Origin of the sequence: Streptomyces sp. NPDC014623 (assembly GCF_043088245.1) — a bacterium.
Lineage (GTDB): Bacteria > Actinomycetota > Actinomycetes > Streptomycetales > Streptomycetaceae > Streptomyces.
On record NZ_JBIBZU010000021.1, the window covers coordinates 108,458 to 135,285 of the forward strand.

The window sequence follows — 26,828 nt, forward strand, 5'->3', positions numbered from 1 at the left end:
CGTGCACCTCCCCAAAGCCGAACTCCACCTCCACATCGAAGGCACCCTCGAACCCGAGCTCGCCTTCGCACTCGCCGCGCGCAACGGTGTGGACCTGCCCTACGCGGACACCGAAGCCCTGCGCACCGCCTATCTCTTCGACGACCTGCAGAGCTTCCTGGACCTCTACTACGCCCTCATGGCGGTACTGCGCACGGAGGAGGACTTCGCCGAACTGGCCGACGCCTACCTCGCCCGCGCCGCCGCGCAGGGTGTCCGGCACGCCGAGATCTTCTTCGACCCGCAGGCCCACACCGACCGCGGCGTCCCGATCGGCACCGTGATCGAAGGGCTCGGCAGGGCACTGGACCGCAGCGAGGAGAAGCACGGCATCTCCACCCAGCTGATCATGTGCTTCCTGCGCGACAAGTCCGCAGAGTCGGCCCTGGAGACCCTGGAAGCCGCGAAGCCGTACCTGCACCGCATCAGCGCCGTGGGTCTCGACTCCGCGGAGGTCGGCCACCCGCCCGCGAAGTTCCGCGAGGTGTACGCGGCGGCCACGGCCCTCGGCCTGCGCAAGGTCGCCCACGCCGGTGAGGAGGGCCCGCCGGAGTACATCCGGGAGGCCCTGGACGTCCTCGGTGTCGAACGGATCGACCACGGGCTGCGCTGTATGGAGGACCCGGAGCTGGTGGACCGGCTGGTCTCCGAGCGGGTCCCGCTGACGCTCTGCCCGCTCTCCAACGTGAGGCTGCGCGCCATCGACGTGCTCGAGCGGCACCCGCTGCGGGCCATGATGGACGCCGGCCTGCTCTGCACGGTGAACTCCGACGACCCCGCCTACTTCGGGGGATACGCCGGAGACACCTTCCAGGCCGTGCACGAGGCGCTCGGCCTGGACCGCGAACAGCTGCGCACCCTGGCCCGCAACTCCTTCGAGGCGGCCTTCCTCGACCACGACGAGGAGCGCAGGGCGCGCTACCTCTCCGAGGTGGAGGCGTACGCGTTCGACTGACCGGCCCCGCCGGCCGGTCCCGCCGTGCGGAACGCGCTCCGCCCCAGCCGCCTGCGCCATGGCGCGGGCACGCTGATCTCCGCGACCGCCTGTTCCGGCGCGCCCAGCTTGGGCACGGCGCCGGACAGGCTGTTGGTCGTGGCGGCGAGGAGCGCGGCGGGGGCACCACCCCTGCGCCGGACGGAACCGGGCACCAGCGGGCGTCCCCCGGTGTGCAGCGCCACCGCGGTGACGGGGGCCGCGACCAGGAGGGTCGCTGCGCCCAGGACCAGGCCCATCACCGCGTAGCCCGCCTGCTCGGACAGCACGCTGCCGAGCAGGGGGCCGCAGGCCGTACCGACGGACGAGGCCGAGCCCGCGAGAACCGCCCAGCGACCGCGCACGTCCAGCGAGGCCGCCAGCCCGATCAGATACGACAGGACCACCGGGTAGAAGGTGTTCCACGCGATCTCCCCGGTCGCGAACGACCCCAGGTCCTCGGCCGAGGAGCTGAGCACGATGCTCCCCGCGATGATCACCGTGCCGAGGCCGATCGGCACAGCCCGCCCGAGCCTGGCCCCCAGCACGCCGGCACCCATGACGCCCAGCAACCCCGCGCCCAGCGCGGCGGCGAACACGGCTCCCACGGTCACTTCGGAGAGGCCCACCTGGTCGGCACCGATGCGGCTGCTCACGCCCCACAGGGCGTTCTGTGCCATGGACCAGATGAGCATCCCGCCCGCCAGCACCAGCCCCGACCGCCGGTGCGGCAGCCGTCCCTGCACGGGTGAGGCCCCGCCGGCGGCCGTCGACTCCCCCAGCCGGGAGGTGGCGGGCCAGACGAGCAGGGCGACCAGCGCGATGGAGGCGAACGGCAGCCGGTGGCCGCCGCCCAGGTGGGGGACCGTCAGGTAGAGGGCGCCCGCTGTCGCCGAGACGCTGAGCAGCCCGAGCGAAGAGGTCCGGTGCGGATCGTGCTGCGCGGCGATGCCGGACGCCGCGACGGCGGTCGCCGTACCGGAGCCGAAACCACCGATCACGACCCCCGCGATCACCAGCGGCACCGACGCGGTCAGTGCCGCGCAGCCGTAGCCGAGCGCGGCGAGCAGCAGCCCCGCACGCGCGGCTCTCCGCGACCCGTGTCTCTCGACGCGTCCCGCCAGCGCGAAGCCGGCCGAGGCCGAGCTGAGCAGCAGGGCGCTGCCGACCAGACCGGCCTGGGCCGGACTCAGCCCCAGATAGGTGCCGAGGCGGCCGACGATGGTGGGGAGCAGATAGGCGGCGAGGTAACCGGCGGTGAAGACGGCGACCAGGGGCCACGCGGCGCGGGGGCGCGAGGACATGGGCGTTCCTGAAGACATGCCTGAGGAGGCAGGAGGAAGGGGAGGGCGGAGCGGGGTGAGGCAGGGGAGGGCAAGGCAGAGGTGAGGCAGAGGGGAGCGAGAAAATGCGGGAAAAGCGGCACTCGTCGTCAACTGTCCCGAACGGTGCTCGCGGGCCAATTTGTATCAAGCGCGCCCCGACGACGGAAAGTCGGCTTGATGTGATCTGAGTCACAGATTGGTTTATGTGTGGCAAAGCCGGGTAGCAGCGCGTATTTGCGCAGGTCGGAGTATGTGTGTGCGGTGCGGCGCGGGTCATCGGGCCGGGGGCCGATCCGGCACACTGGGCCCATCACGCACTGTTCAGATCTGCCACGGCAGGGGGCGCACGGTGAACACAGCTGATCCACACATCGACCCGCTGCTCGGGCTGCGCGCCCCGCAGGACCCCGCCTGTGACGTCTTCCTGACCGGCACGGTCTTCCTGGACATCATCTTCACCGGTCTGGACAGCGCACCGGTACGCGGCACCGAGTCCTGGGCCCGGGGGATGGGCTCCAGCCCCGGAGGTGTCGCCAACATGGCCACCGCACTCGCCCGCCTCGGCCTGCACACCTCGCTGGCCGCCGCCTTCGGCGACGACCACTACGGCGAGTACTGCTGGGACGCCCTCGAACAGGGTGAGGGCATCGACCTGACCATGTCGCACACCGTCCCCGGCTGGCACTCACCTGTCACCGTCTCCATGGCGTACGAGGGCGAGCGCACGATGGTCTCGCACGGTCACGAGGCGCCGGCCCCCGAGGCGTCCGTGGTGCCCGGTCGCATGTTCCCGCACTGCCCCCCGCGCGCCCGCGCCGCCGTGGCCTCGCTGACCCCCGGTCGCAGCGAGCCCTGGGTGGCCGGGGCCGCCAGGAACGGCGCGATGGTCTTCGCCGACGTCGGCTGGGACGAGACCGGCCGCTGGGACCTGGACGCCCTGCCTGATCTGGGCCACTGCCTGGCCTTCCTGCCCAACGCCGAGGAGGCCATGCGCTACACCCGCACCGACTGCCCGCGCGCCGCCGCCCACGCCCTGGCCGAGCGGGTTCCCCTCGCCGTGGTCACCCTGGGGGCGGAGGGCGCCTACGCGGTGGACCGGGTGGCCGGCACGGCCGCCGAGGTGCCCGCCATCGAGGTCGAGGCCCTGGATCCGACCGGAGCGGGGGACGTCTTCGTCGCAGGGTTCGTCGCGGGGACGCTGGCCGGCTGGCCGCTCGCCGACCGGCTCGCCTTCGCCGGGCTGACGGCGGCCCTGTCGGTGCAGGAGTTCGGCGGATCACTGTCCGCGCCCGGGTGGGCGGAGATCGGCGGCTGGTGGCAGCAGGTACGCACCTGCGCCGGCCAGGATCCCGCGGCCCTGCGGCGCTACGCCTTCCTGGAGGAGCTCCTGCCCGCCACGAGCAGGGCGTGGCCCCTGCGCCGTGCCGTTCCGACCATCGGCTTCCGGCAGTGAAAGGCTGATGATCACCGGGTAAAACCTCTCGGTGTCGGCGGTCAGGAGTCGTACGCTGGTAGTCCAGAGGCGGTCGAGCAGCGACGGCCCTGCAACGGGAGGTATGCGCAGGCCCGAGGGCCGGCCCATGACTCAGTCACCTACACAGCCGCAGGCGCGCGCCCAGATCAACATCCCGGCCGCACACCCCATGGTGATGCTCCTCGGGTCGGGCGATTCGCTGCTGCGCGTGATCGAAACGGCGTTCCCGGCCGTCGACATCCATGTCCGGGGCAATGAGATAAGCGCGACTGGAAGTGCGGCGGACGTCGCCCTGATCCAGCGCCTGTTCGACGAGATGATGCTGGTGCTCCGCACCGGGCTGCCGATGACGGAGGACGCTGTGGAACGCTCGATCGCCATGCTCAGAGCGAGCGGCAACGGCGACGGGGAGAGCGCCGAGACCCCCGCGGAGGTGCTCACCCAGAACATCCTCTCCAGCCGTGGCCGCACGATCCGCCCCAAGACGCTCAACCAGAAGCGGTACGTCGACGCGATCGACAAGCACACCATCGTCTTCGGCATCGGCCCCGCGGGCACCGGCAAGACCTATCTCGCCATGGCCAAGGCGGTCCAGGCCCTGCAGTCCAAGCAGGTCAGCCGGATCATCCTCACGAGGCCCGCCGTCGAGGCGGGGGAGCGGCTCGGGTTCCTGCCCGGCACGCTCTTCGACAAGATCGATCCGTATCTGCGGCCGCTCTACGACGCCCTGCACGACATGCTCGACCCCGACACGATCCCCCGGCTGATGGCCGCGGGCACGATCGAGGTCGCGCCGTTGGCGTACATGCGTGGCCGGACCCTCAACGACGCTTTCATCATCCTGGACGAGGCGCAGAACACCAGCGCCGAGCAGATGAAGATGTTCCTCACCCGCCTCGGCTTCGACTCCAAGATCGTCGTCACCGGCGACGTCACCCAGGTCGACCTGCCGAACGGCACCAAGAGCGGTCTCCGCCAGGTCCAGGAGATCCTGGAGGATGTCCAGGACGTGCACTTCTCCAGGCTCACCTCCCAGGATGTCGTCCGGCACAAGCTCGTCGGCCGTATCGTCGACGCGTACGAGAAGTACGACAACGCAGAGGGCCCCAAGGGCCGCAACGGGAAGTAGCCGCAGCACACCATGTCGATCGACGTCAACAACGAGTCCGGAACCGAGGTCGACGAGCAGGCGATCCTCGACATCGCCCGCTACGCGCTCGCCCGGATGCGGATCCACCCGTTGTCCGAGCTCTCGGTGATCGTGGTGGACACCGCCGCCATGGAGCAGCTCCACATCCAGTGGATGGACCTTCCGGGCCCTACGGACGTCATGTCCTTCCCGATGGACGAACTCCGTCCCCCGGCCAAGGACGACGAGGAGCCCCCGCAGGGGCTCCTCGGCGACATCGTGCTCTGCCCGGAGGTCGCCAGGAAGCAGGGCGAGGACGCGGAGACCCAGCACTCCATGGACGAGGAACTCCAGCTCCTCACCGTCCACGGGGTGCTGCACCTCCTCGGTTACGACCACGAGGAGCCGGACGAGAAGGCCGAGATGTTCGGCCTTCAGGCGGCCATCGTCGACGGCTGGCGCGGTGAGCGCGGACTGACCGGTCCGTCCCCCGCCCCCACCGTCTCGTGAGCGCCCCCCTCGTCTCCGGCGCCGTCCTGCTGATCGTCGTCGGCTGGCTCGCGGCCTGCGCCGAAGCCGGGATCGCGCGTACGTCGAGCTTCCGCGCGGCCGAGGCCGTGCGGGCGGGGCGCCGCGGCAGCGCCAAGCTGGAACAGGTCGCCGCCGACCCCACCCGTTATCTCAACGTGGCGCTGCTCGTCCGGGTGGCGTGCGAGATGTCGGCCGGCGTGCTCGTCACGTACGCCTGCCTCAAGGAGTTCCAGGAGACCTGGCAGGCCCTGGCCCTCGCCATGGGGGTCATGGTCCTGGTCAGCTACGTGGCCATCGGGGTCTCGCCGCGCACCATCGGCCGTCAGCACCCGCTGAACACCGCCACGGCCGCCGCGTACGTCCTGCTGCCGCTGGCCAGGATCATGGGACCGGTCCCGCAGATGCTGATCCTCCTGGGCAACGCGCTGACCCCGGGCAAGGGCTTCCGCAAGGGGCCCTTCGCGAGCGAGGCCGAACTGCGTGCCATGGTCGACCTCGCCGAGCAGGAATCGCTCATCGAGGACGAGGAGCGCCGTATGGTGCACTCGGTCTTCGAGCTCGGCGACACCCTCATGCGCGAGGTCATGGTGCCCCGTACCGACCTGGTCTGCATCGAGCGGTACAAGACGGTCCGTCAGGCACTGACCCTCGCACTGCGCTCCGGCTTCTCCCGGATCCCGGTCACCGGGGAGAACGAGGACGACATCGTCGGGATCGTCTACCTCAAGGACCTCGTCCGCAAGACACACATCAACCGTGACGCGGAGGCCGACCTGGTCTCCACGGCGATGCGCCCCGCCGCGTTCGTCCCCGACACGAAGAACGCCGGTGACCTGCTGCGCGAGATGCAGCAGGACCGCAACCACGTCGCCGTCGTCATCGACGAGTACGGCGGCACGGCCGGCATCGTCACCATCGAGGACATCCTCGAGGAGATCGTCGGCGAGATCACCGACGAGTACGACCGCGAACTCCCGCCGGTCCAAGAGCTGGAGAACGGCTGCTTCCGGGTGACGGCCCGGCTCGACATCGGTGATCTCGGGGAGCTGTTCGGCCTCGACGCCTACGACGACGAGGACGTGGAAACGGTCGGCGGTCTGCTGGCGAAGGCGCTCGGGCGGGTCCCGATCTCCGGAGCCTCCTCGCTCGTCGACCTCCCCGACGGGCGCAAGCTCCGTCTCACCGCGGAGTCCCCGGCAGGCCGCAGGAACAAGATCGTCACGGTGCTGGTAGAACCGGAGGGAACGGATCCGGCATGACTCCCCAGGAACTGCGCACGTTCTGCCTGGAGTTCGACGCGACCACGGAGGAGTTCCCTTTCGGGCCCGAGGCCTCGGTCTTCAAGGTCCTGGGGAAGATGTTCGCCCTCAGCGCGCTCGACGCGCGGCCTCTGACGGTCAGCCTCAAGTGCGATCCGGACGAGGCGCTGCGGCTCCGCAAGGAACACGCCGCGATCGTCCCCGGCTGGCACCTGAACAAGCGGCACTGGAACACCGTGACGGTCTCCGGGCTCCCGGACAGGACGGTCCGGGAGCTCGTGGAGGACAGCTACGACCTGGTGGTGGCCAAGCTCCCCAAGGCGGAACGGCTGCGCCTGGACAGGCCGTAGGGCCGCGCGGGGCGAGCGCCGCCCGCAGGCGCCCGCCCCGGGGTGAGGGGACCCCGTCGTCCGGCGGGCCCGCGCCACCTTCGTATGCTCGGCACATGACCGACAGCACCGGCCTCGGCGCCGAGGACCGCAAGATCGTCACCCTGGCCCGCAGCGTCCGGGCCCGCAACGCAGTGCCCGAGGGCGCGGCGGTACGGGACGAGACGGGACGCACGTACGCCGCCGGCACCGTGGCCCTGGAGTCGCTGAAGCTCAGCGCGCTGCAGACCGCCGTCGCGATGGCGGTGGCCAGCGGGGCCACGTCCCTGGAGGCGGCAGCCGTCGTCTCCGAGGCGGAGACCGCATCGGACGCCGACCTGGCCGCCGTGCGTGACCTGGGCGGACCCGGCACGCCCGTACTGCTCGCGGGGCCCGACGGGACGCTCCGGTCCACGCTGGCCGCGGGCTGATCAGGGACGGCGGCGCCCTGCTGTGCAACGGCGCCGCCCGGATCGGGGAGAATGGGCGCCATGAGCGCCCGACCGAACACAGAAGCTGCTGCGCAGCAGGCTGAGAACACCGCCCCCCACCGGGCCGGCTTCGCCTGCTTCGTGGGCCGCCCCAACGCGGGCAAGTCCACCCTCACGAACGCTCTGGTCGGTCAGAAGGTGGCGATCACGTCCAACCGCCCCCAGACCACCCGGCACACGGTGCGGGGCATCGTGCACCGCGACGACGCCCAGCTGATCCTGGTGGACACGCCCGGCCTGCACAAGCCGCGCACGCTGCTCGGGGAGCGGCTGAACGACGTCGTACGGACCACCTGGGCCGAGGTCGACGTCATCGGCTTCTGCCTGCCCGCCGACCAGAAGCTCGGCCCCGGTGACAAGTTCATCATCAAGGAACTCGCCGGGATCAAGAAGACCCCGAAGATCGCGATCATCACCAAGACCGACCTGGTCGACTCCAAGGCGCTCGCCGAGCAGCTGCTGGCCGTGTCCCGGCTCGGCGAGGAGCTCGGCTTCGAGTGGGCGCAGATCATCCCGGTCTCGGCCGTGAAGGACCAGCAGGTCGATCTGCTCGCCGACCTGATCGCCCCGCTCCTGCCCGAGAGCCCCCCGCTCTACCCGGAGGGGGACCTCACCGACGAGCCCGAGATGGTCATGGTCGCGGAGCTCATCCGGGAGGCTGCCCTGGAAGGTGTGCGGGACGAGCTGCCGCACTCCATCGCGGTCGTCGTCGAAGAGATGCTGCCGCGCGAGGACCGGCCGGCGGACAAGCCGCTGCTGGACATCCACGCGAACGTCTACATCGAGCGGCCCAGCCAGAAGGGCATCATCATCGGCCCGAAGGGAAAGCGGCTCAAGGACGTGGGCACGAAGTCGCGCAAGCACATCGAGGCACTGCTGGGTACACCGGTCTACCTGGACCTGCACGTGAAGGTCGCCAAGGACTGGCAGCGCGACCCGAAGCAGCTGCGCAAGCTGGGGTTCTGAGCGTGGCCCCGGGCCGACGGCCGGAGGCCGGAGCAGCCGTGCGAAGCCGCTGAGGCCTCCTGGGGCCGAGGGGTGTGAGTGCGGGCGTGGGGTGGTGGGTCACGGAGCAGCTGCACAGCCTCGGGCCCGAGGCGCGTGTCCCGGGCCCGGCCGCCCGGCGGAGAGGGCCCGGAAGCCTACGCGCCCTCCTTCAGGACTCGGGAGACAAGCGTCCGCTGCGCCTCGGTCAGCCGTGGATCCGCACATTCGACCGTCCGTCCGCCCACCGTGATCCGGTAGCGGAAACCGTCCGGCACTCCTGTGGGCGGACCTCCCCGGCCGTCGGCGAGCGCCGCCTCGGCCAGTGCCTCCCACTCGGCGCCGTCGGGCCGTCCCGAGGTCTCGACCTCGCCGTGGCGTGCGATGCCGGCGAACCCGCCGGTCCGGCTCACCTGAATGCGCATGCGTACTGGCTCCTGCCTGACCCGGTCCGGACGCCCCGCGTCTACTTACCCGGTCAGCGGGTCGGTACTCCCACCTCGGACCACGCCTTCAGCACCGCCTCGACCTCGTCGCCCTCCCCGAACCTGTGCTGCGCCGCGACGACGGTCAGCCTGGCGAAGTCCTTGAAGGACGCCTCCTGGGTCAGCTCGCCGCCGGTCAGCACGTCGAACCAGATCCGGCCGGCCCGCTCCCAGGCGTTGCCACCGAGTGCCGTGGCCATCAGGTGGAAGGCACGGTTGGGGATGCCGGAGTTGATGTGGACCCCGCCGTTGTCCTGGTCCGTCTCGACGTAGTCGTCCATCGACCCCGGCTGCGGGTCCTTGCCGAGCACATCGTCGTCGTACGCCGTGCCGGGAGCCTTCATCGAGCGCAGTGCGACGCCGCTGACCCGGGGGGCCAGCAGCCCCGCGCCGATCAGCCAGTCACCCTGGTCGGCGCTCTGGCCCAGTGAGTACTGCTTGACCAGGGAGCCGAAGACGTCCGAGACGGACTCGTTGAGCGCACCCGACTGGCCCTGGTACGCGAGGTTGGCCGTGTACTGGGTGAGTCCGTGTGCCAGTTCGTGGGCGATCACGTCGACGGCGACGGTGAAGTCGAGGAAGATCTCCCCGTCACCGTCCCCGAACACCATCTGCTCGCCGTCGAAGAACGCGTTGTTGTATTTCTCGCCGTAGTGCACGGAGCCGATGAGCGGCAGCCCCTTGCCGTCGATCGAGCTGCGGCCGTACTCGGTGACCAGCAGGTCGAAGGTGGCGCCGAGCCCCGCGTACGCGCGGTTGACGCTGGCGTCCTGGGTGGCCTCGTCGCCCTCGTCACGCACCTTGACGCCCGGCAGGTCCGTGCCGTGACGGCAGTCGTACAGCGTGCGGTGGGGTTTGGCCGGGACCGGGTCGGAGGTGCGGGCGGTCTGGGGGGTCCAGGCCAGCGCGGTCACCCGCCGGTGGTGGCGCCGGGCAGAGTCGGCGTCCAGGGTGCGCCGGGCGGGTTCGGCCAGGAGCGGGTCGTCGGCCTGGGACAGCTTGTCGAGGACGTGGGGCGGCACGATCGTGCAGAAGACGGGCTGGAGCCCGTTGTTCGGTCGAGGCTGCATACAAACGACTGTGGCACTCGGTAGCGGTTATGTCACTGCTTGCGATCGCGATTGACGAAATGGAGTGATGTATCACCGTTCCGTCTTCACGGCGGCTCGATCCCGCATACTGATACGGACCGACGCACCAGACGCCTCTCGGTTAGTGTTGCCGCATCATGCGTTTCGGGCTGCTCCTTCTTAGCTGCCGCGGCGAGGGCCTGTAGTCGTAGGCCGGCTCCCTCCCCGCGGAGTTCGCTGTTGCAGCGACACAGTCGGCCGCCCCTGCTGGACCTCAGAGGAGCCCTACGCCATGACCGCAGTGAATCCCCCCGCGCACACCGATGCCGTCACCGCTCCCGTCGGTGGTGCCACCCCGGTGACCAACGCGAAGCAGCTGCAGAAGCCTTCCGGGATGCCCGTGCACAAGTACCGCGGCTACGAGGCCGTGGACATCTCCGACCGCACCTGGCCGGACAATCGCATCACCCGGGCGCCCCGCTGGCTGTCCACCGATCTGCGCGACGGCAACCAGGCCCTGATCGACCCCATGTCGCCGGCCCGTAAGCGCGAGATGTTCGACCTGCTCGTACGCATGGGCTACAAGGAGATCGAGGTCGGCTTCCCGTCCTCCGGCGAGACGGACTTCGCCTTCGTGCGCTCCATCATCGAAGAGGGCGCGATCCCCGAGGACGTGACGATCTCCGTCCTGACGCAGGCCCGTGAGGAACTGATCGAGCGAACCGTCGAGTCACTGGTCGGTGCGCGGCGCGCCACCGTCCATCTGTACAACGCCACCGCACCCACCTTCCGCCGTGTGGTCTTCCGCGGCTCGAAGGAAGAGGTCAAGCAGATCGCGGTGGACGGCACCCGCCTGGTCATGGAGTACGCGGACAAGATCCTGGGCGACGAGACGATCTTCGGCTACCAGTACAGCCCGGAGATCTTCACCGACACCGAGCTGGATTTCGCCCTGGAGGTCTGTGAGGCCGTCTGCGACGTCTGGCAGCCGGAGGAAGGCCGCGAGATCATCCTCAACCTGCCCGCCACCGTGGAGCGTTCGACGCCGTCCACCCACGCGGACCGCTTCGAGTGGATGTCGCGCAACCTCTCCCGCCGCGAGTACGTCTGCCTGTCGGTCCACCCGCACAACGACCGGGGCACCGCCGTCGCCGCCGCCGAGCTGGCGATCATGGCGGGTGCCGACCGTATCGAGGGCTGCCTGTTCGGGCAGGGCGAGCGCACCGGCAACGTCGACCTGGTCACCCTGGGCATGAACCTCTTCTCGCAGGGCGTCGACCCGCAGATCGACTTCTCGCAGATCGACGAGATCCGCCGCACCAGCGAGTACTGCAACCAGATGGAGGTCCACCCGCGCCACCCCTACGCGGGCGACCTGGTCTACACCGCCTTCTCCGGCTCCCACCAGGACGCCATCAAGAAGGGCTTCGACGCCATGGAGGCCGACGCCGCCTCCCAGGGGAAGACCGTCGACGACATCGAGTGGGCGGTGCCGTACCTGCCGATCGACCCGAAGGACGTCGGCCGCTCCTACGAGGCGGTCATCCGGGTCAACTCGCAGTCCGGCAAGGGCGGAATCGCCTACGTCCTGAAGAACGACCACAAGCTGGACCTGCCGCGCCGGATGCAGATCGAGTTCTCCCGGATCATTCAGGCCAAGACCGACGCCGAGGGCGGCGAGGTCACGCCGGCCCAGATCTGGTCGACCTTCCGGGACGAGTACCTGCCGAGTCCCGAGAACGCCTGGGGACGCGTACAGATCCGCTCCGGCCAGACGACCACCGGCAGCGACGGTCAGGACACCATCACCGTCGAGGCCACCGTCGACGGCGCGGACACGGTGCTGACCGGCACGGGCAACGGCCCGATCTCGGCGTTCTTCGAAGCGCTGCAGGCCATCGGTATCGACGCCCGCCTGCTGGACTACACCGAGCACACCATGAGCGAGGGTGCGAGCGCCCAGGCCGCCTCCTACATCGAGTGCGCGATCGACGGCAAGGTGCTGTGGGGCATCGGCATCGACGCCAACACCACGCGCGCCTCGCTGAAGGCGGTCGTCTCCGCGGTCAACCGCGCGGCCCGCTGATGCCGTAGCCCGGCATTCCGGACGAACATCCGATACGCCGCCGAATCCCGTGGCCCGACGGCCCCGTTCACCCGCCGAGGGTGGGCGGGGTTCGGCCATATCCCGGGATCGGACGTCCAGGAGGCTGACGTCACATCATGGATGTGGCTAACATCACGTCCGAAGCGGCAATGTCGCCGTGGTGTTACGGAGGTGTGCGACGTGCGGCCAGCCAAAGGACAACGCGCCATGGGAATGCGCATCTACGGCATCCGTACCGTCTGGGACGCCGTCGGCGACGGCGAGTTCTTCTGCCCGTGCTGCGGGGGCGACCGCAACTACCGACGCCTCACGGGCCGCCACCGTCTCACCGTCCTCGGAGTGCCGCTGCTGGCCCGCGGCAGCGCGGGTCCGGTCGTCGCGTGTGCCGCCTGCGGCACGCACTTCGCGCCCGAGGCCCTCGACCACCCCACCACCACCCGCTTCTCGGCGATGCTGCGGGAGGCCGTGCACACGGTCACGCTGGCCGTGCTCGCCGCGGGCGGCACCGCCTCCCGTACGGTCCTGGAGACCGCCGCGGCCACCGTCCGCGACGCGGGGCTCGACGACTGCTCCCAGGAACAGCTCTTCACCATCGTCGAGGTACTCGCCGCCGATACCGGGCCCGGCGACGGGACCGACCTCGCGGCCGAGGCCTGTGGCGCCGCCCTCGCCATCGAACTCCACGAGGTCCTGAAGCCGCTCGCGCCGCACCTGGCCGTGCCCGGGCGTGAAGCGCTCCTGCTGCGGGGCGCCAGGATCGCGCTCGCAGACGGCCCGTACACCCAGGCGGAGCGCGAGGTGCTGACCACCGTGGGCAGTGCGCTCCAGCTCTGCCCCGCCGACACGGCGAAGCTGCTCGAGGCGGCGCGTACGCCTTCGTAGAGCGGCGGCGGGCCGGGAGCGCCCGAGCCCGGGCCGCGGGGCGCCCTGAGCGCCTCCCGGGCCGCGAGCGTCAGGTGCTCACCCCTGTCGCGCGGGGCCTGGACAACACGGAGATCGCCGAGACGCCCGGTTCGGCCCGCTCACCGCGAAGACCCGTGTGAGCAGGATCACGGGCAGGCGGGACACCCGGGACCGCGCGCAACTGGTGATCATCCCCTACGGGGCCGGGACCGGTGGTGCCCGCCGGACTCCAGGGCCGAGGACCGCCGACAGGTGCCCGCCCCGGTGGGCGACAATGGGCGCATGAGCTTGTTCCGGGACGACGGCGTCGTGCTGCGCACGCAGAAGCTGGGCGAGGCCGACCGGATCATCACGATCCTGACCCGCGGCCACGGGCGGGTGCGCGCCGTGGCGCGCGGGGTGCGCCGCACCAAGTCGAAGTTCGGGGCGCGGCTGGAGCCCTTCTCCCATGTGGACGTGCAGTTCTTCGCCCGTGGCAGCGAGCTGATCGGCCGCGGACTCCCCCTGTGCACCCAGAGCGAGACGATCGCCCCGTACGGTGGCGGGATCGTCTCCGACTACGCCCGCTACACAGCGGGCACAGCGATGCTGGAGACCGCCGAGCGGTTCACCGACCACGAGGGTGAGCCCGCGGTCCAGCAGTACCTGCTGCTCGTCGGGGGGCTCCGCACCCTCGCGCGCGCCGAACACGCGCCGAATCTCATCCTGGACGCCTTCCTGCTGCGCTCCCTGGCCGTCAACGGCTACGCCCCCAGTTTCGACGACTGCGCCAAGTGCGGAATGCCCGGGCCGAACCGGTTCTTCTCCGTCGCGGCGGGCGGCGTCATATGCGGCGACTGCCGGGTACCCGGCAGCGTCGTACCCTCGGCGGAGGCCGTCGACCTGCTGAGCGCGTTGCTCACCGGTGACTGGGAGACGGCGGACGCGTGCGAGGCGCGTCATGTCAGGGAGGGGAGCGGGCTCGTGTCCGCCTATCTGCACTGGCACCTGGAGCGCGGCCTGCGCTCGCTGCGGTACGTAGAGAAGTGACACAGGGAGACGAGAGAAGCCCATGGCAGTACGCGGGATGCTCGGCGGCCGTAACCGGCGTGAGTACAAGACCCCCGAGCCGCACCCCTCCGGCGCCACCCCGCCGAAGATCCCCGGCGAGCTGGTGCCCAAGCACGTCGCCGTCGTGATGGACGGTAACGGCCGTTGGGCCAAGGAGCGGGGACTTCCGCGCACCGAGGGCCACAAGGTCGGTGAGGGCGTCGTCATGGACGTCCTCAAGGGATGCATCGAGATGGGCGTCAAGAACCTCTCGCTGTACGCGTTCTCCACGGAGAACTGGAAGCGCTCCCCGGACGAGGTGAAGTTCCTCATGAACTTCAACAGGGACGTCATCCGCCGCCGCCGTGACGAGATGGACGAGCTCGGCATCCGTATCCGCTGGGTCGGCCGCATGCCGAAGCTGTGGAAGTCCGTCGTCCAGGAGCTCCAGGTCGCCCAGGAGCAGACCGAGGACAACGACAGGATGACGCTGTACTTCTGCGTCAACTACGGCGGCAGGGCCGAGATCGCCGACGCGGCGCAGCGCATCGCCCAGGACGTCGCCGCCGGGAAGCTCGACCCCTCGAAGGTCAACGAGAAGACGTTCGCGAAGTACATCTACTACCCGGACATGCCGGACGTGGACCTCTTCGTGCGCCCCAGCGGGGAGCAGCGGACGTCCAACTACCTGATCTGGCAGAGCGCGTACGCCGAGATGGTCTTCCAGGACGTCCTGTGGCCGGATTTCGACCGCCGCGACCTGTGGAACGCCTGCCTGGAATTCGCCCGGCGTGACCGGCGCTTCGGCGGCGCCGAGGAGATCACCAAGGGCTGACACCGAGCGGAGGGGCCCCGTCCGGGGCCCCTCCGGGGCGGTCGTGTGTCCGGCGGGGTCAGTCCTTCGCGCCGGCGCAGTCCGCGCAGGTGCCGAAGATCTCCACCGTGTGGGCCACGTTCACATAGCCGTGCTGTGCGGCGACGGTCTCGGCCCACTGCTCCACGGCGGGCCCCTCGACCTCGACGGCCTTGCCACAGACACGGCAGACCAGGTGGTGATGGTGGTCACCGGTCGAGCAGCGCCGGTAGACGGCCTCGCCGTCGGTCGTGCGCAGGACGTCGACCTCGCCGGCGTCGGCGAGCGACTGGAGCGTGCGGTAGACCGTGGTCAGCCCGACCGAGTCACCGCGGTGCTTGAGCACATCGTGCAGGTCCTGAGCGCTGCGGAACTCGTCGACCTCGTCGAGCGCCGCCGCGACCGCCGCCCGCTGCCGGGTTGACCGGCCGCGCACCGGAGCCGCGTTCGTGCCACTGATCGGCGCCGTCGCCACCGCTGCCTCCTCGTGTCGCCCGTACGTGTGTCGGGCCATTGTGCCAGCCCGGCCCGGCGGCACGGTCACACCCGTACGTCGTCCGATGCCGTGCGGGCCGCCGGTACCTCAAGGGTGCACCGGTCCGTTTCGCTCCCGTGGGCCCGGGCGCGCCTGCGGGCCAACGGCGTGGCGAGCGCCGTCAGCAGGACGAAGGCGGCGATGGCCAGCAGCACGATCGTCGCGCCGGGCGGCACGTCCTGGTAGTACGAGGTCACGGTGCCGGCCAGGGTGACGGCCGTACCGATGACGACGGCCAGGACGAACGTCACCTTGAAGGACTTCGAGATCTGCTGCGCGGCGGCGACCGGCACCACCATCAGCGCGCTGACCAGCAGCAGGCCGACGACCCGCATCGCCACCGTGACGGTGACCGCCGCCGTCACGGCGACCAGCAGGTTGAGCACCCGGACCGGCAGCCCGGTGACCCGGGCGAACTCCTCGTCCTGGCTGACCGCGAACAACTGCCGCCGCAGCCCCACGGTGACCAGCACCACGAAGGCGGCCAGCACGACGATCGCGGTGATGTCCTCCTCGGAGACCGTCGACAGGGAGCCGAAGAGGAAGGAGGTCAGGTTGGCGTTGGATCCGGTGTCCGAGAGGTTGATCAGCATCACCCCGCCCGCCATACCGCCGTAGAACAGCATGGCCAGGGCGATGTCGCCCCGGGTGCGCCCGTACCAGCGGATGAGTTCCATGACGACCGAACCGGCCACGGCGACGAGCGTCGCCATCCAGACGGGGTTGGTGGAGAGCAGGAAACCGAGGCCGACGCCGGTCATCGCCACGTGCCCGATGCCGTCGCCCATCAGGGCCTGGCGCCGCTGGACCAGATAGATGCCGATGGCGGGGGCGGTGATCCCGACCAGGACGGCCGCGGTCAGCGCCCGCTGCATGAAGGGGGGGTTCAGGAATTCCAGCATGATCAGCTCAGCAGTCCCGTCCGGACGGGCTCGGAGGCCGCGTGGGGGTGTACGTGGTCGTGGCCGGGCAGGGCGTGCTGGCCCACGGCCTCGGGGGGCGGTCCGTCGTGCATGACACAGCCGTCGCGCAGGACGATCGCCCGGTCGATCAGCGGTTCCAGGGCGCCGAGCTCGTGCAGGACGAGCAGCACCGTCGCCCCGGCGGCGACCTGTTCACGCAGCGTCGTGGCGAGGATCTCCTGGCTGGCCAGGTCGACACCTGCCATCGGCTCGTCCATGATCAGAACCTCGGGCTCGGAGGCGAGCGCACGGGCGATCAGGACCCGCTGGTGCTGGCCGCCGGAGAGGGCGTTCACGGAGTCCTTGGCGCGGTCGGTGAGGCCGACGAGCTCGATGGCCCGGTCCACGGCCGCCCGGTCCGCCCGGCCCGGCAGCCTGAGCTTCGTACGCGACAGGCGCCCGGAGGCGACGACCTCGCGGATCGTGGCGGGTACGCCGCCGGCGGCCGTGGTGCGCTGCGGTACGTATCCCACGCGGGCCCACCGGCGGAAGCGCCGCAGCGGCGTACCGAACAGCTCGACGGTCCCGCCGGTGAGAGGCACCTGGCCGATGACGGAGCGTACGGCGGTGGACTTGCCGGACCCGTTGGCGCCGAGCAGCGCCACGACCTCACCGCGGTGGACGGTGAGGTCGACACCGCGCAGCACGGGGCGTGCGCCGAGGGTCGCCGTGGCTCCGCGCAGGCTGATCACGGGTTCTGGCGTACTGGGCTCGGGCACGATCGCCTCCGGTGCTGCTGCGGGTTCGGGTGTCACTTCGCGCCGAGAGCCTTCTGCAGCGCGGTGAGGTTGGATTCCATGACCTCGATGTAGTCAGCGCCCGCGGACTTGTCCGTGATTCCCTCCAGCGGGTCCAGGACGCCGGTCTTCAGGTCGAGGTCCTTCGCCAGGGTCTTTGCGGTCTTGTCGCTGGCGAGCGTCTCGAAGAACACCGTGGTGGCCTTGCTCTTCTCGGCGACGGAGTGGATCTCGTCGATCCGGGCCGGACTGGGCTCGGCCTCGGGGTCGATGCCGGCGATGCCCTGCTGGGTGAGGCCGTAGCGCTCGGCGAGGTACCCGAAGGCGGAGTGTGTGGTGATGAACGTCTTCGTCGCGGTGTCCCTCAGCCCGGTCTCGTAGGCCTTGTCCAGGCCGTTCAGCTTCGTGACCAGAGTATCGGTGTTCTTGCGGTAGTCCGCGGCGTGGTCGGGGTCGGCCTTCTCCAGGGACTTGCCGACGCCCTCGGCGACCTCGGCGTACTTCACCGGGTCCAGCCAGATGTGCGGGTCGGCACCCTCGTGGGTGTGCTCCTCGCCCTCGTGGGCGTGCTCGTCGGCGTGCTCCTCGCCCTCGTGGGCGTGCTCGTCGGCGTGCTCCTCGCCTCCCTCGTGCGCGTGGCCGTCCACCTCCGCGCCGTGGTTCTCGAGTGTGGTGAGCTCCGCCGCGTCCACCGTGTTCTTCACCCCGGCCTGCGCCACGGCGTCGTCGACGGCCGGCTGTATGCCCTTGAGGAAGAGGAGGTAGTCGGCTTCGCCCAGTTCACCGATCTGCCGGGGGCTGAGCTCCAGGTCGTGCGGCTCCACGCCCGGTTTCGTCAGCGAGGTGACGGAGACGTGCGGACCGCCTATCTCCTCGGCCAGGAACTGCATCGGGTAGAAGGACGCCACCACGTCCAGCTTGCCGTCGTTCCCGCCCTCCGCCGCGTCGGAGGAGGAGCAGGCGGAGAGCGCGGTGAGACCGAGGGCGACTGCTCCGGACACGGCGGCTGTGGGTATGAGGCGACGTATGTTCATGACAGTCATTTTCAACAAAAGTGGAAACGATTGTCAACAAGACTGATGAGATGCCCGGATTCGAGCACAGTGACCGCGGTGCGGCCCACCGATTTGATCCAGGGGGTGCGCCCGCCGGTAATCTGGGGCATTCGCCCGCCCGGCGCTTCGCGCCGCCCCTGTCCAATTTCGCCGTCGTAATGAAGAGAGCACCGTGGCCGCCGACAAGATCGACACCATCGTCAGCCTGAGCAAGCGCCGTGGCTTCGTCTATCCCTGCAGTGAGATCTACGGCGGCCAGAAGGCCGCCTGGGACTACGGGCCCCTGGGCGTCGAGCTGAAGGAGAACCTCAAGCGTCAGTGGTGGCGCTACATGGTCACCTCGCGCGAGGACGTGGTCGGTCTCGACTCGTCGGTCATCCTGGCCCCCGAGGTCTGGGTCGCCTCCGGCCACGTCGCCACGTTCTCCGACCCGCTCACCGAATGCACCTCCTGCCACAAGCGCTACCGCGCCGACCACCTGGAGGAGGCGTATGAGGAGAAGCACGGCAAGACGCCCGTGAACGGCCTGGCCGACCTCAACTGCCCCAACTGCGGCAACAAGGGCACCTTCACCGAGCCCAAGCAGTTCTCGGGCCTGCTCTCCACCCACCTCGGCCCGACGCAGGACTCCGGCTCGGTCGCCTACCTGCGGCCCGAGACCGCTCAGGGCATCTTCACCAACTTCGCCCAGGTCCAGCAGACGTCGCGCAAGAAGCCGCCGTTCGGCATCGCGCAGATGGGCAAGTCCTTCCGGAACGAGATCACTCCGGGCAACTTCATCTTCCGCACGCGCGAGTTCGAGCAGATGGAGATGGAGTTCTTCGTCAAGCCGGGCGAGGACGAGCAGTGGCAGGAGTACTGGATGGAGCAGCGCTGGAACTGGTACACCGGCCTGGGCCTGCGCGAGGAGAACATGCGGTGGTTCGAGCACCCGAAGGAGAAGCTCTCCCACTACTCCAAGCGCACCGCTGACATCGAGTACCGCTTCCGCTTCGGCGGCAGCGAGTGGGGTGAGCTCGAGGGCGTCGCCAACCGCACCGACTACGACCTCAACGCGCACTCCAAGGCCTCCGGTGCGGACCTCTCCTACTACGACCAGGAGAAGAGCGAGCGCTACACGCCGTACGTCATCGAGCCCGCGGCCGGCGTCGGGCGTTCGCTGCTGGCCTTCCTCCTCGACGCCTACAACGAGGACGAGGCACCCAACGCCAAGGGCGTCATGGAGAAGCGCGCCGTGATGCGCCTCGACCCGCGCCTCGCGCCGGTCAAGGTCGCGGTCCTGCCGCTGTCCCGCAACCCGCAGTTGTCGCCGAAGGCCAAGGGCCTCGCCGCCGACCTGCGGCAGAACTGGAACATCGAGTTCGACGACGCGGGTGCCATCGGCCGCCGCTACCGCCGCCAGGACGAGATCGGTACGCCGTTCTGCGTCACCGTCGACTTCGACACCCTCGACGACAACGCGGTGACCGTGCGCGAGCGCGACACGATGAAGCAGGAGCGTGTCTCCCTGGACCAGATCCAGAGCTACCTCGGCTCCCGCCTGCTGGGCTGCTGACCGCCCCAGCACTTCACGACGAAGCCCCCGGTCCCGTTACGGAGCCGGGGGCTTCGTGCGCACCGGCGCACTCGTCCACAGGGAGGCCAGGACGCCGCCCACGACCACGAGCAAGGTCAGCAGACGGGACCGGCACGGCCGTGAACACGTCGTCCACCGGACGGAGCCGGGGCGCGGCGTCAGCTGACCCGCGGCGCCTGCGACCGGTGCAGGGCGGTGCGGTTCCTGCCCGGCCGGAGGCCGAGGGGCACCTGACCGGGGCTCACCGGTCCACGGCCGGCCCGGCCGGCTGAACCGTCCTCGCGGTGTGGCCGAAAAAAAGCGGATGAGGCGCCCCGCAGGCCGGGGTACCTTTTCGGCATGTCTTCGTTCTTCCAGATCTACGAGTGAGCGCGCGACGGGCCGACCGCCCGTCGCCCATCGGATCGATACACGACACGTCATCCTCACTTCCGCAACTCGAGAACGGGAGAACCCCGTGGCCAAGAGCCGCAACAACCTCCTCGGCGTGGGCGGGCAGCGCAAGAAGCTGTCCCGCGCCGAACAGCAGGGCGCGAACCCCGCGCGTAACGACGACCGCAAGGCCGCCGACGCCAAGAAGCAGGAGCTGGTGCGCAAGATGCGTGAACGCGCCGCCGTCGAGGCCGCGCCGGCGCAGGAAACGCCGGCCGAGAGCTGATCTCCTCGCACCACCCGTACGACCACGGGCCCGGACCACCGCGGTGGTCCGGGCCCGTGGTCGTACGGGGCCCGTGGTCGTGGGTGGTCCGGGCCCGGACCTCTCACCGGTCTCCGCGCCACCGCCCGCGTACGGGACAATGGGCCCATGACCACGCTCGCCCCCGCCCTCCCGCTGCTCCGCATCGGCCCGCACACCGTGCAGCCGCCGGTCGTGCTCGCCCCCATGGCAGGTATCACCAACGCGCCCTTCCGCACCCTGTGCCGCGAGTTCTCGGGCGGCAAGGGACTGTTCGTCAGCGAGATGATCACCACGCGGGCGCTGGTCGAGCGCAACGAGAAGACCATGCAGCTCATCCACTTCGACGCGAGCGAGACGCCGCGCTCCATCCAGCTGTACGGGGTGGACCCGGTCACCGTCGGCAAGGCGGTCCGCATGATCGTCGACGAGGGCCTGGCGGACCACATCGACCTGAACTTCGGCTGCCCCGTCCCCAAGGTCACCCGCAAGGGCGGTGGCTCCGCCCTCCCGTACAAGCGGCCCCTCCTCCGCGCGATCCTCCGTCAGGCCGTGACGGAGGCCGGCGACCTCCCGGTCACCATCAAGATGCGCAAGGGCATCGACGACGACCACACCACTTACCTCGACGCCGGCCGCATCGCCGTCGAGGAGGGCGTCACGGCCGTCGCCCTGCACGGCAGGACCACCGCCCAGCACTACGGCGGGACGGCCGACTGGGACGCCATCGCCCGGCTCAAGGAGCACGTCCCCGAGATCCCCGTCCTCGGCAACGGCGACATCTGGAGCGCCGACGACGCCCTGCGGATGATGCGCGAGACGGGCTGCGACGGCGTCGTCGTCGGCCGCGGCTGCCTGGGCCGCCCCTGGCTGTTCGGCGACCTGGTCGCCGCCTTCGAAGGCACGGGAGTGAGGCAGGCGCCCGCCCTGCGCCAGGTCGCGGACGTCATGCTGCGCCACGCGACGCTGCTGGGGGAGTGGATCGGCGACGAGAGCCGTGGCGTGATCGACTTCCGCAAGCACGTGGCCTGGTACCTCAAGGGCTTCGCGGTCGGTTCGGACATGCGCAGGAAGCTCGCGGTCACCTCCTCGCTGGAGGAGCTGGGCGGCCAGCTCCAGGAACTCGATCTGGACCAGCCCTGGCCGGAAGGCGCCGACGGCCCCCGTGGGCGTACGTCCGGGAACAACCGGGTGGCGTTGCCGGACGGATGGCTCAAGGACCCGTACGACTGCGCGGGTGTGGGCGCCGACGCGGAACTGGACACCTCCGGCGGCTGAAGCACCCCTGGACGGGGCACCGAGTGCCCGATGGAGAGCCCGCTCAGATGAGCGGATTTTTCTTGAGGGCCCCGCCGTGTTCCCTCACCGTCGGCCGGCATGCGTGTGGGAGCGGTCTCATTCCGCCGCCCTCCTCTCACACTCCGTGAGGGGAAGGTTGCTCCAGGGTGACCTCGAGTCGTCCGGTCGGCGTCCGCATGGTGACATCTGAGCGCGAGTGGGGGCGTGATTCTCGCCACCCTTGAGGGGCTTCTGGCTCAGATGAGCGCCTGGAGGGAGTCTGTATTTCTCAAATGGCGGCACTGGGTGCCAGGTGAGTTTACTTTGATCGATCAAATCATCAGTCACTTTACGTACGAAGATTGCCTGAATCTTTCCACTCTCCGTAACGTTGACTTCAAGAGGTGAATGATCTGCTTATCGGGGGCTGCGGGCGCGTTACTTTCGATCTGCTGGCGGACGGGTGGTTGCGACCTCATGACGCGCCTGTGGCCGTACCCAGACACCTTCGATCTGGGTATGTTCCTCGCCGTCAGGGCAGCCACCGCGTCCTCGAGGAGTCGAGACCCGTGTCGGAAAACAAAGATCCTCAGAAGTTCGTCTACGACTTCACCGAGGGCAACAAGGATCTGAAAGACCTTCTGGGCGGCAAGGGTGCCAACCTGGCCGAGATGACCAATCTCGGGCTGCCCGTCCCTCCGGGTTTCACGATCACCACCGAGGCCTGCAAGGTCTACCTCGACAGCGGTGACGAGCCGGCCGAGCTGCGCGACGAGGTCAGCGCGCACCTCGCCGCGCTGGAGAAGCGGATGGGCAAGAACCTCGGCCAGGCCGACGACCCGCTGCTGGTCTCCGTACGGTCCGGTGCGAAGTTCTCGATGCCCGGCATGATGGACACGGTCCTCAACATCGGTCTCTCCGACGCCTCGGTCGTAGGCCTCGCCGCCCAGGCCGGTGACGAGCGCTTCGCCTGGGACTCCTACCGCCGGCTCATCCAGATGTTCGGCAAGACCGTCCTCGGGGTCGACGGTGATCTCTTCGAGGAGGCGCTGGAGGCCGCGAAGGAGGCCAAGGGCGTCACGGTCGACGTGGACCTCGACGCGGCCGACCTGAAGAAGCTGGTCGGACAGTTCAAGGAGATCGTCTCCCGGGACGCCGGGCGGGACTTCCCGCAGGAGCCGCGCGAGCAGATGGACCTGGCCATAAAGGCGGTCTTCGACTCGTGGAACACCGACCGGGCCAAGCTCTACCGCCGCCAGGAGCGCATTCCCGGCGACCTCGGCACGGCCGTCAACATCTGTTCGATGGTCTTCGGGAACCTCGGCCCCGACTCCGGTACGGGCGTCGCCTTCACCCGTGATCCGGCCAGCGGCCACCAGGGCGTCTACGGCGACTACCTCCAGAACGCGCAGGGCGAGGACGTCGTCGCGGGCATCCGCAACACGGTTCCCCTCGCCGAGCTGGAGACGATCGACAAGACGTCGTACGACCAGTTGATGAAGATCATGGAGACGCTGGAGACCCACTACAAGGATCTCTGCGACATCGAGTTCACCATCGAGCGCGGCCAGCTCTGGATGCTCCAGACCCGGGTCGGCAAGCGCACCGCCGGCGCCGCCTTCCGGATCGCCACCCAGCTCGTCGACCAGGGACTCATCGACGAGGCCGAGGCGCTCCAGCGCGTCAACGGCGCCCAGCTCGCCCAGCTCATGTTCCCGCGCTTCGACGACGCGGCCGTCACCGTGCTCCTGGGCCGTGGCATCGCCGCGTCCCCCGGTGCGGCCGTGGGCAAGGCCGTCTTCGACTCGTACACCGCCGTCAAGTGGTCGCGGTCGGGCGAGAAGGTCATCCTCATCCGCCGCGAGACCAACCCCGACGACCTCGACGGCATGATCGCCGCGGAGGGCATCCTGACCTCGCGCGGCGGCAAGACCTCGCACGCCGCCGTCGTCGCCCGGGGCATGGGCAAGACCTGTGTCTGCGGTGCCGAGGAGATCGAGGTCGACACCAAGCGCCGTCGGCTCACGGTCGGGGACACCGTGGTGGAGGAGGGCGACCTCGTCTCCGTCGACGGCTCCACCGGCAAGGTGTACCTCGGCGAGGTGCCCGTCGTGCCGTCCCCGGTCGTCGAGTACTTCGAGGGCCGCATGCACGCGGGCGCCGACGACGCCGACGAGCTCGTCTCCGCTGTGCACCGGATCATGGCGTACGCCGACCGGGTGCGCCGGCTGCGGGTGCGGGCGAACGCGGACAACGCCGAGGACGCCGCGCGGGCCCGTCGCTTCGGTGCCCAGGGCATCGGTCTGTGCCGCACCGAGCACATGTTCCTCGGTGAGCGCCGCGAGATGGTCGAGAAGCTGATCCTCGCGGACACCGACGACGAGCGTGAGGCGGCGCTGGCCGCGCTGCTGCCGCTCCAGAAGGCCGATTTCACCGAGCTGTTCGAGTCGATGGACGGGCTGCCCGTGACCGTCCGGCTGCTCGACCCGCCGCTGCACGAGTTCCTGCCCGACATCACGGAGCTCTCCGTGCGGGTCGCGCTCGCCGAGTCCCGCAAGGACGCCAACGAGAACGATCTGCGTCTGCTGCAGGCCGTGCACAAGCTCCACGAGCAGAACCCGATGCTGGGGCTGCGCGGGGTCCGTCTGGGCCTGGTGATCCCCGGTCTGTTCGCGATGCAGGTGCGTGCGATCGCGGAGGCCGCCGCTCAGCGCAAGAACGCGAAGGGCGACCCGCGTGCCGAGATCATGATTCCGCTCGTCGGCACGGTCCAGGAGCTGGAGATCGTCCGCGAGGAGGCCGATCACGTCATCGCGGAGGTCGAGGCGGCCACCGGCACCGAGCTGAAGCTGAGCATCGGGACGATGATCGAGCTGCCCCGTGCCGCGCTGACCGCCGGTCAGATCGCCGAGGCCGCGGAGTTCTTCTCCTTCGGAACCAACGACCTCACCCAGACGGTGTGGGGCTTCTCCCGTGACGACGTGGAGGCCTCGTTCTTCACCGCGTACCTGGAGAAGGGCATCTTCGGGGTGTCGCCGTTCGAGACGATCGACAAGGACGGCGTCGGCTCCCTCGTGCGCAGCGCCGTGGAGGCCGGCCGGGCCACCCGCCCCGACCTCAAGCTCGGCATCTGCGGCGAGCACGGCGGGGACCCCGAGTCGGTGCACTTCTTCCACGAGGCGGGTCTGGACTACGTCTCCTGCTCGCCGTTCCGTATTCCGGTCGCCCGGCTGGAAGCGGGCCGTGCCGCCGCCGGTTCGCGGGGCAGCGACAGCCGCTGAGCCCTGGCGGACGGCGCCCGGCACGATTCCGGATACCGCCTGGGACCACAGGGACCCTCACCGGTCCTGCGGCGGATCCGGATCACCCGGAAGCGGCGGCACCCTGTGCGGGGGTGCCGCCGCTTCGTCAATTGAACAGCAAACCATTTACGGGGGCCGGCTTTTCACTATTCGGCGCGCAAATGCGGGAGGCACGGGCTGGGTGCGGCCCGGGGATCCCCACCCCCGGACCGCACCCGCTTACCCCTGCCGGGTACGGAGCCGCACCGTCGCTCACCGCCGCCGAACGGGCAAAGCCCCCCACGGCCCTCACCCGTTCTTTCGGTGACGCCGGATGCGTACCCGACGTCGTACAGCTTTTCGGCTCGCGGGGGCGCGGGCGAGGCATTTCAACTCTGGCCGAAACCTCGTGGTGACCTCCTGTGACGCTGTGCATACGCTTCGACGGGGGGAATTGCGGGTGCAACAGGTGGGGGTTCGGTGCTGCGTATCCATGTGTCCGGAGTGGACCTTTCGCGCGTGCGGATGGCCACGAGGCCGGACGCGATGTGGGAGACCATTCTCAGTTTTCACCGGTTGAGGGACCGGCGGGGTTCCACGGTGTTCGGGAAATGGCGGAAGGAATCCCGCAACCGGTTGAATGGTGAAGCGCGTCTGCTGTCCGCGGTCGTCCCGCTCCGGGGCTATTTCCCCGACTTCCTGACGCCTTCCGGAGGAGGGTCCGAGCCGTTCGGACTCGATGCCGGAATGGAGGCGCTGCGCGATACACCCGCACAGCGCATCCGCGAGGAGTTCGGGCTGCTGACCCGGAACGGCGCCCCGGCGCGGCGGCCGTCCGGCGGACACGCGCCCGCCGTCCTGCCGGAGGCGCTGGCCGAGGGGCGTACGGAGCCGCTGGGGCGCCTCATCTCCACCCTGCGCGCCTACCACCGTGCCGCGGTCGAGCCGTACTGGCCGCACATCCGGGCGAGCGTCGAGGCCGACCGGGCCGTCCGGGGCCGCGCCCTGCTGGACGGTGGCGCGGACGAACTCCTGGCCACCCTGCCGTCGATGATCCGCTGGCGCGCCCCCGTGCTGGAGGCGGACTACCCCGTCGACCGGGACCTGCACCTCGACGGACGGGGCCTGCTCCTGCAGCCCTCGTTCTTCTGCCGGGGGACCCCCGTCGTCTACCGCGATCCGGCCCTCCCGCCGGTCCTCGTCTACCCGGTGACCCACCCCGGCGCCCCGGCAGCCGCCGACCCCGGGCCCTGGCTCGGCCGGCTCGTGGGCCACACCCGCTCCGCGGTGCTGCGCTCCATAGACAACGGCTGCACGACGAGCGAGCTGGCCCGCAGGACCGGGGTCTCCCTGGCCTCGGCGAGCCAGCACGCCTGTGTGCTGCGTGAGGCCGGCCTGGTCCGCACCCTGCGCCACGGCAGCTCGGTCCTGCACACCCTCACCCCGCTGGGCGCCGCGCTGATCCGAGGAGGGGCCCCGATCGCCGTGCCCTGACGGTCAGCGGTGCTCCCCTCCAGGAGCGCCTTCACCGTGGCCGGACGCTCCCTCCGGACGGCCATGCGGCGGGCGGGCGCCTCCGCGTGGCTGCGCCGGGCCGCGTCCCGGGTGCCGGGGGGGGGTGCCTCTATGTCGTTCGTCAAGACGGTGCCGTCGGTTTTGGGGTTGTTAGTCGTGTTCATGCGGCGAGGGTGACGGTGGGGGTGCGGGG

At 69.9% G+C, this 26,828-nt stretch carries 24 protein-coding genes and 1 pseudogene; 18 read left to right on the plus strand and 7 right to left on the minus strand.

Annotated elements, in window-relative coordinates; all coding sequences use genetic code 11:
• The first annotated feature begins 1 nt into the window (after position 1).
• Complete coding sequence (locus tag ACF1FZ_RS28550) at positions 2 to 994, plus strand: adenosine deaminase (RefSeq protein ID WP_391776266.1); 993 nt, start codon at positions 2 to 4, stop codon at positions 992 to 994.
• Here ACF1FZ_RS28550 and ACF1FZ_RS28555 read toward each other — a convergent pair.
• Positions 958 to 2,316, minus strand: coding sequence for an MFS transporter (locus ACF1FZ_RS28555; protein WP_391776267.1), 1,359 nt, complete (start codon positions 2,314 to 2,316; stop codon positions 958 to 960). The two genes, ACF1FZ_RS28550 and ACF1FZ_RS28555, sit on opposite strands and share 37 nt — an antisense overlap.
• Before the next feature lie 370 nt (positions 2,317 to 2,686).
• Between ACF1FZ_RS28555 and ACF1FZ_RS28560 the strand changes: the two genes are divergently transcribed.
• The 7 genes from ACF1FZ_RS28560 (at position 2,687) to era (ending at position 8,555) form a co-directional block, all read left to right on the plus strand.
• Positions 2,687 to 3,790 (plus strand): carbohydrate kinase family protein, encoded by a 1,104-nt coding sequence (locus ACF1FZ_RS28560; protein WP_391776268.1) that lies wholly within the window; start codon positions 2,687 to 2,689, stop codon positions 3,788 to 3,790.
• Between the two features lie 127 nt (positions 3,791 to 3,917).
• Positions 3,918 to 4,940, plus strand: coding sequence for a PhoH family protein (locus ACF1FZ_RS28565; RefSeq protein ID WP_391776269.1), 1,023 nt, complete (start codon positions 3,918 to 3,920; stop codon positions 4,938 to 4,940).
• Between the two features lie 12 nt (positions 4,941 to 4,952).
• Complete coding sequence (ybeY, locus tag ACF1FZ_RS28570; RefSeq protein WP_391776270.1) at positions 4,953 to 5,450, plus strand: rRNA maturation RNase YbeY; 498 nt, start codon at positions 4,953 to 4,955, stop codon at positions 5,448 to 5,450.
• Positions 5,447 to 6,730 carry a hemolysin family protein gene (locus tag ACF1FZ_RS28575; RefSeq protein ID WP_391776271.1) on the plus strand — a complete coding sequence of 428 codons (1,284 nt, stop codon included), beginning with the start codon at positions 5,447 to 5,449 and terminating at the stop codon, positions 6,728 to 6,730. Before ybeY ends, ACF1FZ_RS28575 begins: the two co-directional genes overlap by 4 nt.
• On the plus strand, positions 6,727 to 7,080 hold the full coding sequence (locus ACF1FZ_RS28580) for an MmcQ/YjbR family DNA-binding protein (RefSeq protein WP_391776272.1): 354 nt from the start codon (positions 6,727 to 6,729) through the stop codon (positions 7,078 to 7,080). The genes ACF1FZ_RS28575 and ACF1FZ_RS28580 overlap by 4 nt, the downstream gene beginning before the upstream one ends.
• A gap of 95 nt (positions 7,081 to 7,175) precedes the next feature.
• A complete protein-coding gene (locus ACF1FZ_RS28585; RefSeq protein ID WP_391776273.1) occupies positions 7,176 to 7,529 on the plus strand; it encodes a cytidine deaminase in 354 nt (117 codons plus the stop codon).
• Positions 7,530 to 7,580: 51 nt separating this feature from the next.
• Entirely contained in the window at positions 7,581 to 8,555 is a 975-nt protein-coding gene (gene era / locus ACF1FZ_RS28590) for a GTPase Era (RefSeq protein ID WP_391776274.1), read from the plus strand.
• A gap of 176 nt (positions 8,556 to 8,731) precedes the next feature.
• Here era and ACF1FZ_RS28595 read toward each other — a convergent pair whose 3' ends face one another.
• Positions 8,732 to 8,998, minus strand: a complete 267-nt coding sequence (locus ACF1FZ_RS28595; protein ID WP_391776275.1) for a protealysin inhibitor emfourin — start codon at positions 8,996 to 8,998, stop codon at positions 8,732 to 8,734.
• Between the two features lie 53 nt (positions 8,999 to 9,051).
• Positions 9,052 to 10,128, minus strand: a complete 1,077-nt coding sequence (locus ACF1FZ_RS28600) for a M4 family metallopeptidase (protein ID WP_391776276.1) — start codon at positions 10,126 to 10,128, stop codon at positions 9,052 to 9,054.
• Between the two features lie 292 nt (positions 10,129 to 10,420).
• Between ACF1FZ_RS28600 and leuA the strand changes: the two genes are divergently transcribed.
• The 5 genes and pseudogenes from leuA to ACF1FZ_RS28625 all read left to right on the plus strand — a co-directional run bounded on the left by leuA (position 10,421) and on the right by ACF1FZ_RS28625 (position 15,002).
• Positions 10,421 to 12,214, plus strand: a complete 1,794-nt coding sequence (gene leuA, locus ACF1FZ_RS28605) for a 2-isopropylmalate synthase (RefSeq protein WP_391776277.1) — start codon at positions 10,421 to 10,423, stop codon at positions 12,212 to 12,214.
• 228 nt (positions 12,215 to 12,442) lie between these two features.
• Positions 12,443 to 13,117 (plus strand): TerB family tellurite resistance protein, encoded by a 675-nt coding sequence (locus ACF1FZ_RS28610; protein WP_391776278.1) that lies wholly within the window; start codon positions 12,443 to 12,445, stop codon positions 13,115 to 13,117.
• A 26-nt stretch (positions 13,118 to 13,143) separates the two neighbouring features.
• Positions 13,144 to 13,424: pseudogene (locus tag ACF1FZ_RS28615) on the plus strand (helix-turn-helix transcriptional regulator); the annotation flags it as partial.
• Positions 13,421 to 14,167, plus strand: a complete 747-nt coding sequence (recO, locus tag ACF1FZ_RS28620) for a DNA repair protein RecO (RefSeq protein ID WP_391776279.1) — start codon at positions 13,421 to 13,423, stop codon at positions 14,165 to 14,167. The pseudogene ACF1FZ_RS28615 and the gene recO, both read left to right, overlap by 4 nt.
• 22 nt (positions 14,168 to 14,189) lie before the next feature.
• Positions 14,190 to 15,002: an isoprenyl transferase gene (locus ACF1FZ_RS28625; protein WP_391776280.1), complete on the plus strand. Its 813-nt coding sequence runs from the start codon at positions 14,190 to 14,192 to the stop codon at positions 15,000 to 15,002.
• A gap of 58 nt (positions 15,003 to 15,060) precedes the next feature.
• Here the strand turns inward: ACF1FZ_RS28625 and ACF1FZ_RS28630 are convergent, their stop codons facing one another.
• The 4 genes from ACF1FZ_RS28630 to ACF1FZ_RS28645 form a co-directional block, all read right to left on the minus strand.
• Positions 15,061 to 15,495, minus strand: a complete 435-nt coding sequence (locus tag ACF1FZ_RS28630) for a Fur family transcriptional regulator (RefSeq protein WP_391776281.1) — start codon at positions 15,493 to 15,495, stop codon at positions 15,061 to 15,063.
• 65 nt (positions 15,496 to 15,560) lie between these two features.
• Positions 15,561 to 16,460: a metal ABC transporter permease gene (locus ACF1FZ_RS28635; protein ID WP_391776291.1), complete on the minus strand. Its 900-nt coding sequence runs from the start codon at positions 16,458 to 16,460 to the stop codon at positions 15,561 to 15,563.
• Positions 16,460 to 17,236 carry a metal ABC transporter ATP-binding protein gene (locus ACF1FZ_RS28640; protein ID WP_391776282.1) on the minus strand — a complete coding sequence of 259 codons (777 nt, stop codon included), beginning with the start codon at positions 17,234 to 17,236 and terminating at the stop codon, positions 16,460 to 16,462. The genes ACF1FZ_RS28635 and ACF1FZ_RS28640 overlap by 1 nt, the downstream gene beginning before the upstream one ends.
• Positions 17,237 to 17,268: 32 nt before the next feature.
• Complete coding sequence (locus tag ACF1FZ_RS28645; RefSeq protein WP_391776283.1) at positions 17,269 to 18,288, minus strand: metal ABC transporter substrate-binding protein; 1,020 nt, start codon at positions 18,286 to 18,288, stop codon at positions 17,269 to 17,271.
• Between the two features lie 193 nt (positions 18,289 to 18,481).
• Between ACF1FZ_RS28645 and ACF1FZ_RS28650 the strand changes: the two genes are divergently transcribed.
• From ACF1FZ_RS28650 to ACF1FZ_RS28670, 5 genes are all read left to right on the plus strand, one after another.
• The gene (locus ACF1FZ_RS28650; RefSeq protein WP_391776284.1) at positions 18,482 to 19,864 is read left to right on the plus strand and encodes a glycine--tRNA ligase; all 1,383 of its coding nucleotides are present in this window, start codon (positions 18,482 to 18,484) and stop codon (positions 19,862 to 19,864) included.
• Positions 19,865 to 20,342: 478 nt separating this feature from the next.
• Positions 20,343 to 20,543, plus strand: coding sequence for a DUF6243 family protein (locus ACF1FZ_RS28655; protein ID WP_391776285.1), 201 nt, complete (start codon positions 20,343 to 20,345; stop codon positions 20,541 to 20,543).
• A gap of 147 nt (positions 20,544 to 20,690) precedes the next feature.
• Positions 20,691 to 21,839: a tRNA dihydrouridine synthase DusB gene (gene dusB, locus ACF1FZ_RS28660; RefSeq protein WP_391776286.1), complete on the plus strand. Its 1,149-nt coding sequence runs from the start codon at positions 20,691 to 20,693 to the stop codon at positions 21,837 to 21,839.
• 569 nt (positions 21,840 to 22,408) lie between these two features.
• A complete protein-coding gene (gene ppdK / locus ACF1FZ_RS28665) occupies positions 22,409 to 25,120 on the plus strand; it encodes a pyruvate, phosphate dikinase (protein ID WP_391776287.1) in 2,712 nt (903 codons plus the stop codon).
• Between the two features lie 480 nt (positions 25,121 to 25,600).
• Positions 25,601 to 26,614, plus strand: a complete 1,014-nt coding sequence (locus tag ACF1FZ_RS28670; RefSeq protein ID WP_391776288.1) for an ArsR/SmtB family transcription factor — start codon at positions 25,601 to 25,603, stop codon at positions 26,612 to 26,614.
• Positions 26,615 to 26,828 lie beyond the last annotated feature (214 nt).

Coding starts and splice junctions, on each gene's coding strand:
- ACF1FZ_RS28555 (WP_391776267.1), bottom strand. CDS start 2,316: ATGTCCTCGCGCCCCCGCGCCGCGTGGCCCCTGGTCGCCGTCTTCACC.
- ACF1FZ_RS28625 (WP_391776280.1), top strand. CDS start 14,190: ATGGCAGTACGCGGGATGCTCGGCGGCCGTAACCGGCGTGAGTACAAG.
- leuA (WP_391776277.1), top strand. CDS start 10,421: ATGACCGCAGTGAATCCCCCCGCGCACACCGATGCCGTCACCGCTCCC.
- ybeY (WP_391776270.1), top strand. CDS start 4,953: ATGTCGATCGACGTCAACAACGAGTCCGGAACCGAGGTCGACGAGCAG.
- era (WP_391776274.1), top strand. CDS start 7,581: ATGGGCGCCATGAGCGCCCGACCGAACACAGAAGCTGCTGCGCAGCAG.
- ACF1FZ_RS28595 (WP_391776275.1), bottom strand. CDS start 8,998: ATGCGCATTCAGGTGAGCCGGACCGGCGGGTTCGCCGGCATCGCACGC.
- recO (WP_391776279.1), top strand. CDS start 13,421: ATGAGCTTGTTCCGGGACGACGGCGTCGTGCTGCGCACGCAGAAGCTG.
- ACF1FZ_RS28610 (WP_391776278.1), top strand. CDS start 12,443: ATGGGAATGCGCATCTACGGCATCCGTACCGTCTGGGACGCCGTCGGC.
- ACF1FZ_RS28645 (WP_391776283.1), bottom strand. CDS start 18,288: ATGAACATACGTCGCCTCATACCCACAGCCGCCGTGTCCGGAGCAGTC.
- ACF1FZ_RS28580 (WP_391776272.1), top strand. CDS start 6,727: ATGACTCCCCAGGAACTGCGCACGTTCTGCCTGGAGTTCGACGCGACC.
- ACF1FZ_RS28565 (WP_391776269.1), top strand. CDS start 3,918: ATGACTCAGTCACCTACACAGCCGCAGGCGCGCGCCCAGATCAACATC.
- dusB (WP_391776286.1), top strand. CDS start 20,691: ATGACCACGCTCGCCCCCGCCCTCCCGCTGCTCCGCATCGGCCCGCAC.
- ACF1FZ_RS28600 (WP_391776276.1), bottom strand. CDS start 10,128: ATGCAGCCTCGACCGAACAACGGGCTCCAGCCCGTCTTCTGCACGATC.
- ACF1FZ_RS28585 (WP_391776273.1), top strand. CDS start 7,176: ATGACCGACAGCACCGGCCTCGGCGCCGAGGACCGCAAGATCGTCACC.